At 56.3% G+C, this 14711-nt stretch carries 12 protein-coding genes; 6 read left to right on the forward strand and 6 right to left on the reverse strand.

The annotated features are described in order from the left end of the window. Positions 1–37 precede the first annotated feature (37 nt). Together AC3B8H_RS02260 and AC3B8H_RS02265 are read right to left on the reverse strand one after the other, a co-directional pair. Positions 38–1762 carry a multicopper oxidase domain-containing protein gene (locus tag AC3B8H_RS02260; RefSeq protein ID WP_488439993.1) on the reverse strand — a complete coding sequence of 575 codons (1725 nt, stop codon included), beginning with the start codon at positions 1760–1762 and terminating at the stop codon, positions 38–40. 35 nt (positions 1763–1797) lie between these two features. Further along, positions 1798–1992 carry a hypothetical protein gene (locus AC3B8H_RS02265; RefSeq protein WP_488439994.1) on the reverse strand — a complete coding sequence of 65 codons (195 nt, stop codon included), beginning with the start codon at positions 1990–1992 and terminating at the stop codon, positions 1798–1800. On the opposite strand from AC3B8H_RS02265, the gene AC3B8H_RS02270 reads away from it, so the two are divergent. Both AC3B8H_RS02270 and AC3B8H_RS02275 read left to right on the forward strand, forming a co-directional pair. Beyond that, positions 1991–3691: a glycoside hydrolase family 17 protein gene (locus AC3B8H_RS02270; RefSeq protein WP_488439995.1), complete on the forward strand. Its 1701-nt coding sequence runs from the start codon at positions 1991–1993 to the stop codon at positions 3689–3691. The genes AC3B8H_RS02265 and AC3B8H_RS02270 overlap by 2 nt on opposite strands. Before the next feature lie 207 nt (positions 3692–3898). Then, complete coding sequence (locus tag AC3B8H_RS02275; RefSeq protein WP_488439996.1) at positions 3899–4585, forward strand: hypothetical protein; 687 nt, start codon at positions 3899–3901, stop codon at positions 4583–4585. Between the two features lie 53 nt (positions 4586–4638). Here AC3B8H_RS02275 and AC3B8H_RS02280 read toward each other — a convergent pair whose 3' ends face one another. The 4 genes from AC3B8H_RS02280 to AC3B8H_RS02295 form a co-directional block, all read right to left on the reverse strand. Then, on the reverse strand, positions 4639–5958 hold the full coding sequence (locus AC3B8H_RS02280) for a GGDEF domain-containing protein (protein WP_488439997.1): 1320 nt from the start codon (positions 5956–5958) through the stop codon (positions 4639–4641). Positions 5959–5972: 14 nt separating this feature from the next. Next, complete coding sequence (locus AC3B8H_RS02285) at positions 5973–7499, reverse strand: GGDEF domain-containing protein (protein ID WP_488439998.1); 1527 nt, start codon at positions 7497–7499, stop codon at positions 5973–5975. Positions 7500–7606: 107 nt separating this feature from the next. Then, entirely contained in the window at positions 7607–8212 is a 606-nt protein-coding gene (locus AC3B8H_RS02290; protein ID WP_488439999.1) for a thiol:disulfide interchange protein DsbA/DsbL, read from the reverse strand. A gap of 377 nt (positions 8213–8589) precedes the next feature. Next, positions 8590–9264 (reverse strand): c-type cytochrome, encoded by a 675-nt coding sequence (locus AC3B8H_RS02295; protein ID WP_488440000.1) that lies wholly within the window; start codon positions 9262–9264, stop codon positions 8590–8592. A gap of 112 nt (positions 9265–9376) precedes the next feature. Here AC3B8H_RS02295 and yihA point away from each other — a divergent pair, with 112 nt between their 5' ends. From yihA to AC3B8H_RS02315, 4 genes are all read left to right on the forward strand, one after another. Next, positions 9377–9991: a ribosome biogenesis GTP-binding protein YihA/YsxC gene (gene yihA, locus AC3B8H_RS02300; protein ID WP_488440001.1), complete on the forward strand. Its 615-nt coding sequence runs from the start codon at positions 9377–9379 to the stop codon at positions 9989–9991. A 127-nt stretch (positions 9992–10118) separates the two neighbouring features. After that, a complete protein-coding gene (locus tag AC3B8H_RS02305) occupies positions 10119–12470 on the forward strand; it encodes a penicillin acylase family protein (protein WP_488440002.1) in 2352 nt (783 codons plus the stop codon). 59 nt (positions 12471–12529) lie between these two features. Next, the gene (gene lnt, locus AC3B8H_RS02310; RefSeq protein ID WP_488440003.1) at positions 12530–14119 is read left to right on the forward strand and encodes an apolipoprotein N-acyltransferase; all 1590 of its coding nucleotides are present in this window, start codon (positions 12530–12532) and stop codon (positions 14117–14119) included. A gap of 265 nt (positions 14120–14384) precedes the next feature. Beyond that, positions 14385–14711: hypothetical protein (locus tag AC3B8H_RS02315; RefSeq protein WP_488440004.1), on the forward strand; the 327-nt coding region annotated here is incomplete at its 3' end.

Genomic DNA, 14711 nt, shown 5'->3' on the forward strand with positions numbered 1-14711 from the left:
CTCCGAGCAGCGCGCTCGGAGCCGAAGGCCGCGCCGTTTACTTTTTGGCGAACATCGCCAGGATGCGCTCGCGGTTTAAATAAGCCGCGTATAGCAAACCACCCAGCACGATACCGTTGATCAGTTGGCTGAAAAACGAGGTATCGGTACCAGCTGTTTGTGCCGTTGCGTCGGTTTTTGGCGCCACCGGTGGTGGCGGTACGAAAGCCGCTTGCTTTTTAGTGGCGATTTCCGGCAAACCTAAACTTTTCCAGGCGTCGTAATCTTGCCAGGCCGGAAACTTGCCTTGCCAAAACTCCTTGGTGAAGTACGGCGCCAAGCTCATGCCGTGGACTTTGGGTATGCCCCGTTCGTCCATGAAGCCTTTGTAGACGACCAAGCTGATGTCGCCGCCCTCGCCGACACCGTTGGTGGTGAACGATTTTTCGACGTGGTCGTGGAACATCCAGACGCCTTGGCCGAAGCTGTTCAAACCGTCGTCGACGCCGCTCAACTCCAAATCGAGCCGTTGCGCCGGCACCATGCCGTGGACATCGCGTTTGATGTACGAAGACGGGCCGTTGTCAACGCCGTCATAATGCGTGACCATCGGCTTATGGCCATGGATGTGCAGCGCGAAGGCTTCCTCGTGGCCGTTGAGAACCCGCAGCTTCACCTTTTTGTTTTCTTCCATCAGAATCAGCGATTCCCGCAAGGTGTAGGGAAACGAGCGCCCGTTCAACATGAAGTAATCAGGCTTGGCGTCGGTGATGTCGTATTCCTGATTCAGGCGGCGCGCCAACAGGCGCGGGTCGTTGGCCGACCGAGCCATTTCGTGCAATTCCTTGTCGGCGGATTGATAGTGCAAGTCGTATTCCGCCGCGTACTTTTCCTTGACGGCGACCGACGGATGGCGAACCTGACCGTTGCCGACGTTGAAAACTTGCACCCAGTTGTTCGGCCGGTTTTCCTCCACGACGAAAATGCCTTGCAAGCCCATCGGGATGTGGACGTGCGGCTGGACGTGGCAGTGGTAATACATCGTGCCCGGTTGGCGCGGCTTGATCACGTAGGTTTTGCTTTGGCCGGGCAGCACGTCCATTTGACCGGTCTGACCAACGCCGTCGTTGCCTTCGCCGCTGTGGTCCATGTAGGGGTGGTCGATACCGTGCAAATGGATCGAGTGCGGAAAGTAGTGGTTGTTTTCCAGTACGATCCAGACGATGTCGCCCTGTTCGACCCGAATCGTCGGCGACGGCGCTCTGAGCAGCGGGTTGGCGATCGGTTCGTAGAGGCTCAGCGTCGACATGTCGCGGGTTTTCGGCGCGAATACCCAGAAGGTCGGTTGGATGCCGGGCGCGATATCGAAGGTGGTGGTCGGCTCGCGCATGTCGGGCGAATGACCGTTCAGTTCGGCGATTTCCAGTTTGATGATGTAATGGTCGGGATCGCCGTCGCCGTCCATGTCGTTGCTGACCGTCAGCGCATCGGCGGCCAGCTGCGTTTCCATCAGCGTCGCCATCGAAATATTATTGGTGCCTTTGACGAAGGCCGCGACCTCGGCGGGATTATCGGGGTTACACATCCGTGATTCTTGTATTTCCACACCGTCGATCACTTGCGCGTCACGCCACTTGGCATCGGTAAATTCGGAACAAACTTCCTCTGCCGCACCCAATTTGACGCTGGTCGAGCTCGGCAGCTTATCCGCGACCGCTAGGGCCAACGGAGATAACGGCAGCAGCAGAGCCCCACACAGCATGGGGATAACCTTTTTGTGCATAGAAAACCTCATAAAGCAGACGACTAGCGAGCCACTCAAACAGTGGCCGAGAACATTAGAAAAGCGCGATACTGTAACCAGAACCCATAGGCAAAGTACAGCAATTCTTTATTGCCGGAGCCGGTCGGATAGACGCAGTTTTCGCAAACCAAACAATGCCCTTTATAATTCCACGGCGCTAGCAAATTGCTAGCCGATCCGGCCTTCTTCACTGCATTCATCGCTATCATGCCCAGCTCCAGAATCCTGTTATTCGTTTTATTGATACTTGCCGTTCACGGCGGTTACGACTGGTGGTCCAATCGCCCGCAAGAGGCGGGTACCGACGTGCCTTCCGGCAAACTGCGCAGTTTATCGTTCGCGCCCTTCCGCGAGGGCTATAGTCCCCTCGAAGAGATTTATCCTCTCGCCGAACACGTCGAAGAAGATTTGCAAGTGGTGGCCGATAAGACCGAAACCATACGCACTTATTCCAGCCTGGGTGGTTTGCAGCCAACGCCGGATTTGGCCCGCAAATCCGGCTTGAAAATGATTCAGGGCGCCTGGATAGGCGGCGGTTATAAGGATAACCGCAAGGAGGTCGATGCCTTGATCCAATCGGCGAACGCCAACCCGGATGTGGTGAAACGGGTAATCGTCGGTAACGAGGTGTTGTTGCGCGGCGAGTTGGACGTCGATAGGCTGATCGGCTACATCCGCGAGGTGAAGCGGGCGGTCAAGCAACCAGTGTCCTACGCCGATGTGTGGTCGATGTACATGAAGCATCCCAAGCTGTTCGCCGAGGTGGATTTCATTACCATCCATATATTGCCCTATTGGGAGGACGAACCGATTTCGGTCGATAACGCATCCCAACATTTGGAAAAAATTGTTCGCCAAGTCGAAAACGAGGCGCGCGGCGTGGCGCCGGGCAAGCCGATATTAATCGGGGAGTCGGGCTGGCCCAGCGCCGGTCGGCAACGGGGCATGGCGGTACCCGGCGTGGTCAACGAAGCCAAATTCATTCGCGGCATGATTCAGGTCGCCAATCGGCACGGCTTCGACTACAACATCGTCGAAGCCTTCAACCAACCCTGGAAAAGCGAGCTGGAAGGCGTGGTCGGCGCCAATTGGGGATTATTGTCGGTGGACAGGAAGCCGGTGTTCCCGCTGACCGGGCCGGTTTACGAAAATCCGGATTGGCCGATCGCTTACGCGCTCGCTTCATTATTGCTGCTGTTGGCGGCGGGGTTCTTTCGAAACTCACTGGCGGCGCTGTCCACAGGTCGTTTGCTGTTGTTTCTGGCCTTGGCTCAGGTGTTTGCCGGCTGTTTGGTGGGTTTGGCCGATTTTCTTTGGTATACCAGTTACAGCATTTGGCAACGCGCCTATACCGTGGCTGTCACGCTCGCCAATGCCGGTTTGGCGGCCGCGCTGCTGAATCGTTATTCGGCGATTCTACGCGATAAAGCCGGCGATTTTGGATTGGCCAATATCTTGCGCACCGCTTATATGCTGTTTATCGGCTTGGCGTTTTATAAAACCTACGGCTTGGCTTTTCATGGCCGTTATTTGAGTTTTCCAATCGAACAGTTTGCAATACCCGCGTTTGGTATCCTTGGTTTGATGGCTTGCCAGTGGCTGGCACGAGGGAGTATCAATGGCTCGCTGTTGTGTTTCGATCAGTTGACCGGTTGGAATTTAGGTACTCGGCGCGATCCGCTGATCGCTTATTTCCTGATTTTCGCCTGTTTGGCCATGGTCTTCGGAGAAGCCGCGGCCTTCTTGAATGGCCGAGACTTTATTCAGGCTCATCCAGGATTGTCCGCCGGTTTACCGGTCGCGCTGGAATATACCTTATATAACCGGCAACTCTTGAACTGGTTGGGTTGTTTGGTCGCGTTATCGTTGCCGTTCTGGACCAATCGGCACAGCGCTGAACGAAATTGATTCCGGCGTAGAGCCATTGACGAAGTGCTTTTGCCGCGAATTAAGTGACAGTTTGACGCGCGGCAATTTGTCACATTTCCAAACGCGGCGGATGCCAATAAACTATGTGCAACTCTTGTATGCGCTCCCTCTCCTAAAGGGTAAAGAGTTTAATATCCTTCCTCAATGCGGCCTCGGTGCCGCATCTTTTTTTGGACGAGGTTACTTATGGAACGGAACTTTTGCTCTACTAAGTCCGCGTTTGTTCATCCCAACGAGTTAAATCGGCGGACGGCTTTCCATGAAGCGGGACACGCCGCTGCGATACATTTAGGCAACCGCCAAAAGCAATTACCCCCGGTATTTTTCGAAATTCAACTTAAACGCCCCAGCCTCGATAGTCGCCAATTTACCGCAAAAGTGGTCGATGGCAATTTAATTCAAAATTTGCCCATTGCAGTGCTGGAAAGTTTTGCCGCGTTTTCCGACGAACCCTATCAGCATAGCTGTCAGCGGGCTTACGAGGCCGATGTGGTCAATTTATTGGTGGGTCCTTTAGCTGAAGCCAAATACGTCGCTATTCGCGACGACGAGGTTTTCAATCTGGGCCTAATGAGTTTCGAGGCCTTGCACAATTACGGCGGTTACAGCGACCTGGAAAAAGCCGAGGGGTATTTAGAATGCTTTATTGCTTCGAAAACCCAGCGCGAAGAAAAAATGCAGGAACTGCTGGAGCAGGCTTTCCGTTTCGTCGAAAATCCCTGCCATTGGCAATGCATATTCAGTTTGGCTAATTTTATCCTCGACAGCCAACAGGAAGTCATTTCCTGCGACGAAGCCATTGGTATTTTCGATCGTTGCCTGGAACCGGTGGCTCTATTTCAACAGTTCACGAGAACCGTAAGCTACGCCTAATCGTTATTGCCACCGAATTTAGCCGTTTAGGCGGAACGAGTAAATCGACTCGGCTAATGATCGATCCCGGCCGCATACACCGTGCATCGGTTGCGGCCCAAGCGTTTGGAGTGGTACAAGGCTTTGTCGGCTCGAATGAAGACGTCGTCATGCGTATCGTCGTTGTCGAATTCGCTAATTCCGCAACTTAGCGTCAGATCGATTTCCTCGCCGTTGGAATTAAAGCCGCAGCCCTGAATCATTATCCGCAAGTGTTCGGCGACTTCCAGTGCTTGCGGCGCGCTGGTGTTGGGCATCAACATTACGAACTCTTCGCCGCCGTAGCGCGCCACGAAATCGGTTTCCCGGCAATTGTTAGCCAGCAACTGACCAACCAAGGTCAGGGTTTTATCGCCGGCTTTGTGTCCGTAAGTATCGTTAATGCGTTTGAAATAATCGATATCCCAAACCACCAAGGACAACGGCGAACGATAGCGGCGCCACCGGTTTTGCTCCATGTCAGCCCGGTTATTGTAAGCCGCGCGATTGGGTAGCCCGGTCAGAGGATCGCCCAAGGCACGGTCGTGTTCAATTTTCAGCTTGGTCCGTAGCGATTCGGTTTCCGATTCCAGTTCCATCAGCTTAAGAGCCATCGTCTCAATCTTCAACTGCGCTTCCTGCTGTCTGGCATCCTCTTGCTGCTTGTGTTCCAACAGTTGCAGCAGCAGCCGATCCAGATGCTCGCCGGTCTTGCTTTTGGCGCTGCTCAACTCATCGACCGAGCGCATCGTATCCTGGAAATCGTGGACTTGACGCTGTATCGAATCGTTCAAGGAGTCGCGGCTGTCGATCGACAGTCGATTCGCTTCGCTGGCGATTTCGGCTTGTTGCTCGATTTCAATCAATTGGTGGCTTAAATCCGATAAAAACGTATCGATACCGGATTGTTCGGAAACGGTAAAGTCCCGAACGTTCAGCAACAGACTGAATGCGGAATCAATCACTTTCCGATAGGAATGTTCGCCGTTGCGCTCCCGAATGCGTTGCCGCAACGACGAGGTATGCTGCTGGAAGCGCAACGGCACGTCGGATTCGGCCAGCAGCTCGTCCAGTCGGTTAAACAGATAATCGTCCTGGGAGGCTGGATTAGCTTGAGTTTCCGGCTTGACGTCCTGTTTGGTTTTGGAAATATGCAGCAGGGTTTTGGAAACCGAGTGTAAATCGCCCAGCAAGTCATTCAAATTGGCGCCGTTTCTGAGCTTGCCGCCTATCGTCACTAAATGCGGTTCCAGCAATTTGTGGCTGCCCTGGCTAAAGATCAACAACTGCAACACCAATTTGTACAAGAATTTTTCGATGTCGGCCGGTTTGGCGTACGGGGACATGACTTCCATTGAATAAATCCCGGTTATGCGACGATGCAACGATTTCGGCCGTTTTGTTTGGCTTGGTATAAACCTTTATCGGCCCTTTCAAAGATGGTTTCTGGGGTATCGTCGGCGTTAAATTGGCTGATGCCGCCGGAAATCGTGATTGCCAAGCGATTGCCGTTGGCGACGAAACCGCTGTTTCCGACGATGGCCCGCAATTTGTCCGCGACGGACAACGCCGCTTGGGCATCGGTGTCCGGCAACAGCATCACGAATTCCTCGCCGCCGAACCGGGCAACAAAGTCGCTTTGGCGGCAATGTTTGGATAACAGCTTGGCGATCGCGACCAACGCCTTGTCGCCGGACTTGTGACCGTAGGTATCGTTGATGGCCTTGAAAAAGTCCACGTCCCAGACGATCAAGGAAAACGCCAGAAGAGTGCGTCGATAGCGCGCGATTTCAAGATCCAGACGTTCCTCGAAGGCCAGCCGGTTCGCCAAGCCGGTCAGCGGATCGCGGGTGGCGCGGTGTTGGGCTTGGTCCAAGCGTTCCCGCAATTCGCCGGACTCCGCCTCCATGTCTTTCAGCTTTTCCGATAGCACCCGCAATTCGCGGTCGACTTTTTCGCGTTCCAGCTGTTCCTGTTGATTGTGTGCCTGAATTTGTTGGCTAATGGTTTGCAAGCGACTACTGATCAACTGCTTGAGGGGTTCAAGCTGGGTAGCGTTGGCCGACTGCGTCTGCAGATCCACTAACTGGTCCGATACGGTGCGGTCCAACAGGTTGCGCTTTTTGGCCGAAGATTCGTTAGCCAGATTGACGCCGATGGCCTTAATGCCAAGCTCGGTCAACTGTTCGGTCAATTTCGACAAAAACGCCGCCATTTCCAGTTGCTCGGCTTCCATGTATTTCTTGATAGTGAGCAATAACGCCACGGTGTCGTCGAAAATCGGCCCCAGTGCTTGGCTTTCTTGTAAACGGCGCTTGATTTGCGCGGATTTCTCGGCGAATTCGGTGGGAATATCGATGCTTTCCAGCAGCCGCAGTAACTGCAGGTTGAGGGCTTTTTTGTCGACCTCGGCGAAATCCAGCGCCAAATCGATACTGTTGGCTGATTTATCCTGGTCGATCAACTCCAACAGCGCCATATACAAGGCTTGATTGTTGGCGTACTGCCGACTTTGGTAGCGCTGCTGTATCTCTTCGAATTGATCCAGCCAATGCGGGTAGAGTTTACCCAGAAATTCGAACAGCAAAGAGGCGTCGAGCGGATGATTGGCGCTATCGTCTTCCAGCATGATTAACGCACTGGAGAACGCGGTCAGTTCTTTTTGCAGCAAATGACTTTGCAAGCCGCTTTTCAGTAGGTTGCGTATCCGGTTTAAATGGGGGTCCAATTGGCGGTTGAGTCCCTTAACCGCCAGCGCAAAACGGACGATGGTTTTACAGAGAAGATCTTCGTTGGCCTTGTACTGTTTTTCGGTTTTTTCCTGGTCTTCGAGCAGGCGGAAGTACTTTTCCTTCCACTGTTCCTGCCCTTCATCCTTGTTCCTGAAAAAAACCATGAAACATGCCCCAAATTTATAATCCGCCGACAGGGAATTATAGACTATTCAATTTAAGTCGCGCGGCGGCCGGGCCTTGGCCCGGCGTGGCAACGCATTGGAGCCGGTTATTTCTTTTGGGCTTCTTGCGCGATTAGTTCGTTGGTGACGCTGATCATGTTGGCTTGGGATTTGGCGGATTGCCCGGTCACTTTATATTTGCCGTTAATAATCAAAGCCGGTACCCCGGTAATGCCGTAGCGCGGTCCCATCGCTTCGGCCTGGCGCAATTTGGCGTCTACCAGGAAGGAATTGTAGGCATTGCGAAAATCTTCGTCCTTGACGCCGTGTTCGGCGAAGAATTTAGCCAGTTCGTCTTCGCTGACCAGTTTTTGCTTTTTGTTCTGGATGGTGTCGAAGAAGTCGGCGTGGACTTTTTCGAGAACCCCGAGTGCCTCCGCCGTGAAATAAGCCTTGGCGTGCTTGCCCCAAATGTCGCTGAATACAGCGGGTTGGCGGATGAACTCGACGTTGGCCGGCTTGGTTTTCAGCCATTCCACCATCGACGGCTCCAGGCTGTAGCAATGCGGGCAGCCGTACCAAAAAAACTCGATCACTTCGATTTTATCCGGGTTTTGCACCGGTTGGGCGGGGGCCAAGGTTTCGTAGCCGCCTTCGGCGCGAGCCAGCGCGGTGAAGCAGAACAATCCTAATATCGCGATTTTTTTCAACATCTATGGTTCTCCGTAAGAATGAAATCCCAACAAAAACGTTATCCCGATCGGCGGCAGCGGAACATGGCGGATGGTGACCGAATCCGGGATTTCCGGTTCAGACTCGACCGTCCCGATAAAGTGCCGACACTATAGCGGCCGATACGAAAAACGCAAAGTCCGAGCGGAAGAGACTTGGTGACCGCGAGGGTTGGACGGCGATGGACACTGAATCGGCAAGCTCGGCATACGGCGGAGTGTTGGAGGACTGTCCGGCGCGGAGTTCGGCGACGAAAATCCAATATTGGCGATAGGCGACGCGCCGATGCAACCGATTTGTTTCGCGAAACCGCGACGGACACAACCGCCGGCCCGAAAAGGCCGGCGGCGGATGGCGGTTACTTCATCGTGGAAATGTAATAGGCAACGGCCTGGATTTGTTGATCGGTCATTTTTCCGGCAATCATGTGCATCATGTTTTCCGGATTGTTGCTACGCGCGCCGGATTTGAAGTCGGTCAGCGACTTGATCAAATAATCGGCATGTTGCGAGTGCAGGGCCGGGAACGCGGCGGGCTTGTTGCCTTCGCCGAAGGGACCGTGGCAGGCCACGCACGCGGAAACTTCGCGATTCAAATCGCCGTTGCGGTACAAGTCGCTGCCTTGAGCGATCAGCGCGGTCAATTCGGCTTTTTTCTGTTCGTCGGTTTTGGCGGGTGCCTCGTCGTCGTCATTGTCGGGTAATTTCGGCGCCGGGTTACCGCTGATTTTGTTGGCGGAATAGTAGGTAGCGATTTCTTGTATGGCTTGCTCGTCCAGGCCTGCCGCCAGCGGTGCCATCATCGGCGAGTTGCGAGTGCCGGATTTAAACGCTTGCAGTTGCTTGGCCAGATAGTTTTGGTGTTGGCCGGCCAGTTTGGGAAAGCTAGGCATCATGCTGTTGCCGTCTTCGCCGTGGCAACCGGCGCAAGCCGCCGCCTTGGTTTTGCCCGCGCCACTGTTGCCCTGCGCATACGCGTGGCCGGTAAAGGCCAGAGCCAGGGTGACGGAAACAGTCAGCAGTTTTTTTATCATTATTTGAAGCCCCTGTTCAGGATGATGGATCGACATAAGCAAATGGACACTTGCCTATAGACGTTATAATGCCGGGATTCTAACCGATTTAATTTGACTAAGCGAGATCGTCATGAACCCCCTTTATCACCAGGCTACATTCGTTGCCAGCGCGCCGAGATTGCAAGACGCGCCGCCGGATCAAGGGATGGAAATCGCCTTTGCCGGCCGTTCCAACGCCGGCAAATCCAGCGCGATCAACACGCTGGTCCAACAAAATGCCTTGGCCAGAGTCAGTAAAACGCCGGGGCGCACCCAATTGTTGAATTTCTTCCGCATCGACGACGAGCGCAAATTGGTCGATTTGCCGGGCTACGGCTACGCCAAGGTGCCCGAGGCGATGAAACGGGAATGGCAACAAATGATGGAAACCTATCTGAAGCATCGCAAAGCGCTGTCCGGCATCGTGTTGGTGATGGATATCCGCCATCCGCTGACCGACTTCGATTGGCAAATGGTCGAATGGTGCGAGATCAGCAAGTTGCCGCTGCACATCTTGCTGACCAAGGCCGACAAATTGAAATTCGGCGCCGCCAAAACCACGTTGTTGCAAGTGCAGCGCGATTTGAGCCGGGCCGAGATCGTCGTCAGCCTGCAATTGTTTTCGGCGCTGAACAAAACCGGCATCGACGACGTGCACCAGGTGTTGGACGAATGGTTTGGGTTTTCGGCCGAGCCGAACGCTTGAGACGGCCGGACAGCGCCCGCGATCCCGTCATGCCGCTTTACTTAAGCCCATCCGCTACGCCGTTTTTCGAGGCCGCCCGCGCGGCCCCGGTCCGATCGCCCCAGTCAACCGAGATCCCCTGGCCCTGATGAAAACCGCCGGCTTGTCGATAATCGGCCTGATCCTTGCCGTTGCCGCCGTGGTTTACGGCCTGCTCGCGGCATCGTTGCCGAACCAAGACGGCGAGATTCGCTTGCCGGGCTTGGCGGCGGCCGCAACGGTGCGCGGCGACGAGCTGGCGATTCCGACCATCGCGGCGCAAGAGCGGGACGACGCCTTCCGGATCCTGGGCTTCCTGCATGCCCGCGACCGGCTGTTTCAAATGGAATTGATGCGGCGCAAGAGCGCCGGCCGCCTGGCCGAGTTGTTCGGCGAGCCGGCGCTGGCCCTGGACCGCAAGCAGCGGGTCTTCCGTTTTCAGCGCACCGCCGCACAAATCGTCGCCGACCTGCCGGAAACCCAGCGCTCGGCATTGCAGGCCTACGCCGCCGGCGTCAACGCCTATCTGGCTCAAACCACGATACTGGCGCCGGAATTTCTGGCGCTACGGTTTCGCCCGGAGCCGTGGCGGCCGGAGGACAGCCTACTGGTGGTGTTGGCGATGTTCCAAACTCTGAACGGCTACGAGCAGGACGAACGCATGGTCAGCGTGATGGCCAAGGCGCTGCCGGCCGATTTGTTGACCTTCCTCACCCCCGACACCGATCCTTACGCGACCGTGTTGACCGGTGGCGATCAACCGCGCCGCTATAGCCAAAGCGTGCCGCGCGACGCGCTGGCTGCGTTACCGCAAGCCGGCCGGCAACTGGCGGTCAACCGCGTCGATGCCGAAAACCTGGTTGCCGGTTCCAACAACTGGGTCGTGGCCGGCGCCAAGACCGCCGACGGCCGGGCCATCGTCGCCAACGACATGCACCTGGCCTTGGGCCTACCCAACATTTGGTACCGCGCCGAGTTGCAATACCGCAACCAACGCGTCTACGGCGTGACCTTGCCCGGCGTGCCGGGCGTCATCGTCGGCGGCAATGATCGCGTGGCCTGGGGTTTCACCAACGTCACCGCCGATTTGTTCGATCTGGTGACCCTGGAAACCGACGCCGAACATCCCGACGCCTATCGCACTACCCAAGGCTGGCGGCCATTCGCCAGCCAGCGCGAGACGATCAAGGTCAAAGGCCGGCCGGACGTCGAGATCGAGCTGCGCGACACGATTTGGGGACCGGTATCCGACCAGCCCTTGCTGGGCCGGCCGGTCGCGATCAAATGGACCGCGCTGGAACGCCACGGCGTAGACATAGGCTTGCTCGATCTGGACGGCGCCGCCAACGTCGATCAGGCGCTGGCACTGATTAACCGGGCCGGCGGTCCGCCGCAAAACGTGGTCGTCGCCGACCGGGACGGCCGCATAGGCTGGACCTACATGGGCCGCTTCCCCAAGCGGAGCGGCTTCGACGGCTTGATCAGCCGCTCCTGGGCGGACGGCGACGTCGCTTGGCGGGACTTTATCCCGCCCGAGCAATTGCCCAGATTGGTGGACCCGGCCGAGGGCTTTATCGCCACCGCCAACAACCGCACGCTGGGCCGCGACTACCCCTACGTGATCGGCCACAACTGGGCCTTGGGTTACCGCGCATTCCGGATCGCCGAATTATTGCGCGGCCAGGACAAGATCGACGAATCGGCCATGCTGGCGATTCAGCTCGACAGCCGGGCCGGCGCGCTGGATTTTTTCCGGCACCTGGCGCTGAACGAATTGCGAGGCCTGCCGGAGAAAGACGCCGATTTGCAAAGCGCCGAGCGCGCCTTGCAGGCTTGGGACGGCCGGATGAACGCGGACAGCGTCGGCGCCGCCGTGGTCAACGAATTTCGCAAACGTCTGGCGGAAACCGTGTTCGCCAAGGTCGTCGCGGCCTGCCGGGTTTACGATCCGGAATTTCGCTATGCCTGGCGGGCAATGGAAACCCCGCTGCGCCAATTGTTGACCGAACGCCCCAACGGCCTGCTGGCCGATCCCTACCGCGACGACTGGTCGGCGATGATTACCGATACGCTGCGCCAAACCGTCCGCGCGCTGCGCGAGCAATATCCGCGGACCGAGCCGGACCGGCTCAGCTGGGGCGAAACCCACCCCATTACTTTGCAGCACCCGTTTACCAAGGCGATACCGCAACTGGCCGAGCTGTTGAATCTGCCCGCCTTCGCCGGCGACGGTTGCGCCAGCGTTTGTGTGCGGGTGATGGACGGTGGCCACGGCGCCAGCGAGCGGCTGGTATTATCGCCGTCGCATCCGGAAGAGGCCTTGTTGCAAATGCCGGGCGGCCAGTCCGGGCATTTTCTATCGGCCCATTACCGCGACCAGCAAGCCTTCTGGCAAAATGGCCGGCCGGCGGCGCTGTTCGGCGCAGCCAAACCGCACTTGCTGCAGGTGTCGCCGGACTAAGCCGGCGTCGCGAACGCCTTTCCTTAACCGCATCCGGCCAAGCCGGACCCCCGAATCTGATGAACACAGCTTCTAACCGGCCGGCGGCCGAACCGCGCAAATTTTCCGATTGGTGGCTGCCGGTTCTATCCGGCCTATTCATCGGCACCAGCTACATTCCGTTGCCGCCTTGGGCCTCGCTGTTCGGCTTCGTGCCGCTTTGGCTGTTCTGGCAGCGCCAGGACCGGCTGAAACCGGTGCTGCTCGGCGGCGTGCTGACCAGCACGGTATACACACTAATCGGTTTCAACTGGGTGACGTATACGCTGCACGAATTTGCCCAGGTGAACTGGTTGGTCGCCGGGATCGGCATGCTGATTTTCGCGATGTTCGGCCATCTGTTCGCCCCGCTTGCCGGCATGGCCTGGTTTGGGCTGAGGCGGTTCGCGGCCGGCCATGCCGGGATTTCGTTCTGCTTGATGGCGGTACTGACCGCGTTGGCCGAGTTGTACGTGCCGATGCTGTTCAAATGGAATTTCGGCTATAGCTGGTACGGCGCCGGCTTGCCGCTGTACCAGTGGGCGGAAGTTGTCGGTTTTGTTGGCCTCAGCATGCTGACGATACTCGCCAATTTGTGGCTGCTATACGCTTGGCTGCGCCGCCGGCAACCAGCCGGCAAATGGGCCTTCGCGGTATTTTTGCTGGTGTTCGCCGGATTGAATGGCGGCGGCCAGTGGCTGAAACAGCGCCTGCCGGAGCCGGACGCGGCGGCGGATGTATTATTGGTGCAAGCCAACATCGACAACGGCCAGAAGCAGGCGATGGAGCGCGGCAAGGGTTACCGCGCCGAAATCCTGACCGAGTATTTCCGCGCCACCGACCTGGGCCTGGAAAAATCGCCGAACGTGCATTTTGCGATGTGGTCGGAAACCGCCTTCCCGTCGCTGTTGGGCGGCGAATTCAACCAATCGCCTTACGCCGAATTGCTGCGCGACTACCTGCGCAATCGCCAACTACCGCTGGTGACCGGCGCCTACGGCCGAGACGCCCGCGGCGACATCACCAATTCGCTGTTCGCGGTCGATCAAGCCGGCAACGTGCTGGAACCGCACTACAGCAAAACCATCCTGCTGGCGCTGGGCGAATACCTGCCCGGCGCGGAAACCTTTCCCTGGCTGAAACAGCTGCTACCGATGGTCGGCCAATTCGGCCGCGGGCCGGGTCCGACCGTGTTGCTGGAGATGAACGGCTTCAAGATGGGCCCGCAAGTCTGCTACGAAAGCCTGTTCCCGGAGTTTTCCAAGGGCCTGGCCGATTTGGGCGCCCAATTCATCGTCAACGTCACCAACGATTCCTGGTACGGCACCTGGCAGGAACCCTACCAGCATTTGTACATGACCTTGGCGCGCGGCGTGGAATTCCGCCGGCCGGTGTTGCGGGTCACCAACACCGGCATTTCCACCGTGTCGCTGGCTAACGGCGACGTGCTGGCGTTTTCGCCCTTCCATACTCGCTGGGCCGAGTCCTACCACGTCCCCTTCCTGGCCGAACCGCCCGCCACTTTCTATCAGCAATATTTCTATCTAATGCCGGCCTTACTCTGGACCGGGCTAGCGAGTTTACTGGGTTTCGGTACGTTGCTAAAAAACAGACTGCGTGGCGCAACGTGAAGCGCGTCCTTTTCGATTGATGGGCTGGGTATTCGCTCGGTAGCTTATGGTGATAAGGGGAATCTCGTTTGACACAAAGCGCCTACCTGATAAAGTCAGCGGCAATTCAATACGCAGGCAAGATTGCCTGATTTACCGGCCAGTATCAAGTTATCAAGGCAAACATGCCTATTTTTCCGGATACGCAAGCAAAAGTGCCTGAAAAGGCGGTTAATATCAACTTATGCAGGCAGATTTGCCTGATAATCATTAGTTAGGGGGTTGCATGCAAACAGAAAACAAACCTTACAATGATGCTTTTGAATGTGGTGTAAACAAAGTTGTTCATGATATTCCTTGTGATAGCGATCTGAAAAAAATGTCATTCGTTGAGCTTTCCATTGAATTGGCTTCTTCTAAAAAAGACTCCCCAAAATTCATCGTTTTTGAACGAGAAATTAAAAAGCACATCGCAAAAGACCAAGCAAAAATCAATCGCAGTAATATTATTCTTGGTGCTTGCATCGGCTTGGCTGGCGTTTTCCTTGGCGCTTGGCTAAAGGAATCCCCACCCACGCAACAGGTAGCCCCAAGCAATACTGTGCAACAATAC

It is taken from the genome of Methylomonas sp. BG-2, from assembly GCF_057766305.1.

Excerpts from the sequence above, each read along its gene's own strand:
- yihA (WP_488440001.1), top strand. The coding sequence starts at position 9,377 with ATGAACCCCCTTTATCACCAGGCTACATTCGTTGCCAGCGCGCCGAGA.
- AC3B8H_RS02285 (WP_488439998.1), bottom strand. The coding sequence starts at position 7,499 with ATGGTTTTTTTCAGGAACAAGGATGAAGGGCAGGAACAGTGGAAGGAA.
- AC3B8H_RS02270 (WP_488439995.1), top strand. The coding sequence starts at position 1,991 with ATGCCCAGCTCCAGAATCCTGTTATTCGTTTTATTGATACTTGCCGTT.
- AC3B8H_RS02260 (WP_488439993.1), bottom strand. The coding sequence starts at position 1,762 with ATGCACAAAAAGGTTATCCCCATGCTGTGTGGGGCTCTGCTGCTGCCG.
- lnt (WP_488440003.1), top strand. The coding sequence starts at position 12,530 with ATGAACACAGCTTCTAACCGGCCGGCGGCCGAACCGCGCAAATTTTCC.
- AC3B8H_RS02265 (WP_488439994.1), bottom strand. The coding sequence starts at position 1,992 with ATGATAGCGATGAATGCAGTGAAGAAGGCCGGATCGGCTAGCAATTTG.
- AC3B8H_RS02275 (WP_488439996.1), top strand. The coding sequence starts at position 3,899 with ATGGAACGGAACTTTTGCTCTACTAAGTCCGCGTTTGTTCATCCCAAC.
- AC3B8H_RS02295 (WP_488440000.1), bottom strand. The coding sequence starts at position 9,264 with ATGATAAAAAAACTGCTGACTGTTTCCGTCACCCTGGCTCTGGCCTTT.
- AC3B8H_RS02290 (WP_488439999.1), bottom strand. The coding sequence starts at position 8,212 with ATGTTGAAAAAAATCGCGATATTAGGATTGTTCTGCTTCACCGCGCTG.
- AC3B8H_RS02305 (WP_488440002.1), top strand. The coding sequence starts at position 10,119 with ATGAAAACCGCCGGCTTGTCGATAATCGGCCTGATCCTTGCCGTTGCC.
- AC3B8H_RS02280 (WP_488439997.1), bottom strand. The coding sequence starts at position 5,958 with ATGGAAGTCATGTCCCCGTACGCCAAACCGGCCGACATCGAAAAATTC.